At 73.4% G+C, this 1,638-nt stretch carries 2 protein-coding genes; both read left to right on the top strand.

Annotation, left to right across the window (positions count from 1 at the left end; all coding sequences use genetic code 11):
* Nucleotides 1-264: 264 nt before the first annotated feature.
* Nucleotides 265-1,383 (top strand): GAF domain-containing protein, encoded by a 1,119-nt coding sequence (locus WA805_RS27955; protein WP_425243824.1) that lies wholly within the window; start codon nt 265-267, stop codon nt 1,381-1,383.
* Nucleotides 1,380-1,638 (top strand): response regulator (locus tag WA805_RS27950; RefSeq protein ID WP_425243823.1); only part of this gene is annotated, 259 nt, incomplete at its 3' end. The genes WA805_RS27955 and WA805_RS27950, both read left to right, overlap by 4 nt.

Genomic DNA, 1,638 nt, shown 5'->3' with positions numbered 1-1,638 from the left:
GGCCCGGATCGCGGCGGCCGCCGCGTTAAGCGCTCCGGCGTCCCTGGCGTCGATGACGAGCGAGTACCCCGCCGCCGCCAGGCCGTCCGCCAGCGCCCGGCCAAGGCCGCGGGAAGCTCCGGTGATCAGTGCTTTCTTCATGGCTTCGACGCTAGGCCGCAACCGCGGGCACCGCATCGGCCGGCGGGCTCGGCGGGCACCGTCCGATGGTCTTAGGACCAGCGCCGGATCCCGGTTCGCGCCGGCCGGGATACCGTCGGAAGGGTGGAAAGCTATCTCGCGGAACTGCGCTCGGTCAGCCAGGCCGTGCTGGCGGTGAGCGGCACGCTGGGCACGCGGGACGCGCTCGCGGCGATCGTGCGGTCCGCGCGGACGCTGGTGGACGCGCGGTACGCCGCGCTCGGCGTGCCCGACGACCGGGGCTCGTTCGCCGAGTTCGTGACCGACGGGATTTCCCAGGCCCGGCAGCGCGCGATCGGCCCGCTGCCACGGCAGCACGGGATGCTGGCCGCGCTGCTGAAGTCCGGCGTGCCGGAACGGCTGACGGACATCAGGACGGACCCCAGGTTCGAAGGCTGGCCCGCCGCGCATCCAGAAATGACCGGGTTCCTCGGGGTGCCGGTGCGGCGCGGCGCGGAGGTACTCGGCATCATCTTCGTGGCGAACAAGCGGTCGGGGGAGTTCACCGACCGCGACGAGGAACTGCTCACGCTCTTCGCCGCGCACGCCGCGATCGCCCTGAGCAACGAGCGGCTGTACGAACGGAGCCGGGAGGCGTCGGTGCTCGAAGAGCGGGCCAGGCTGGCGCGTGAACTGCACGACGCGGTGTCGCAGCGGCTGTTCTCGATCCGGGCGCACGCCCGCGCCGCCGAGATTCTGGTCGGGAAGGATCCCGCGCTCGTGTCGGCCGAACTCGCCGCGATCGCGGATATCGGCGCGCAGGCACACGCGGAACTGCGCGCGGTCATCGACGGCCTCGCGCCGCCGGAACTGGACGGGCTCGCCGAGTCGCTGCGTCGGTACGCGCAGCTCGCCGCGCGGGCGTACGGCGTCGAGGTCCTGGTGACGGCGCCCGAACTGCCGGAACTGGAGCCGCGGGTGCAGGCGGCGGCGTTCCGGGTCGGCCAGGAGGCGCTGAACAACGCGCTGCGCCACGCGGCCGCCACGAAGATCTCCGTGCGGCTGACGCGGACCTCCCGCCTGGTGGTGCTCGAGGTGTCGGACGACGGGACCGGGTTCGACCCGGCGCTCGCCGCCGCCCGAGCGTCCGGCGGGCTCGGGCTGGCGTCTATGCGGGAGCGGGCAGCCGCGGTCGGCGGGACACTCAGGATTACCTCGGAACCCGGCGCAGGCACCAAGGTCAGGCTGGCGGTGCCGGCGTGATCAGCGTGCTCATCGTGGACGACCACCCCGTGGTCCGGCAAGGGCTGCGGGCGCTGCTCGAGGTGCAGGACGACATGACGGTGGCGGGCGAGGCCGGCGACGGTCCCGCCGCGATATCCCTGGCCGAATCGCTGCGACCGGACATCGTGCTGCTCGACCTGAAGCTGCCCGGCATGGACGGCGTCGCCGTGCTGCGGCCGCTGCGCGCGGCAGGCCTGCGGGTGCTGGTGCTGACCAGCGCGACCGAGCCGAGCG

The organism is Trebonia sp. (assembly GCF_049794275.1).
Taxonomy (GTDB): Bacteria; Actinomycetota; Actinomycetes; order Streptosporangiales; family Streptosporangiaceae; genus Trebonia.
Note: the sequence above shows the minus strand (reverse complement) of the source record. Positions and strands in the feature narration are given on the sequence as shown.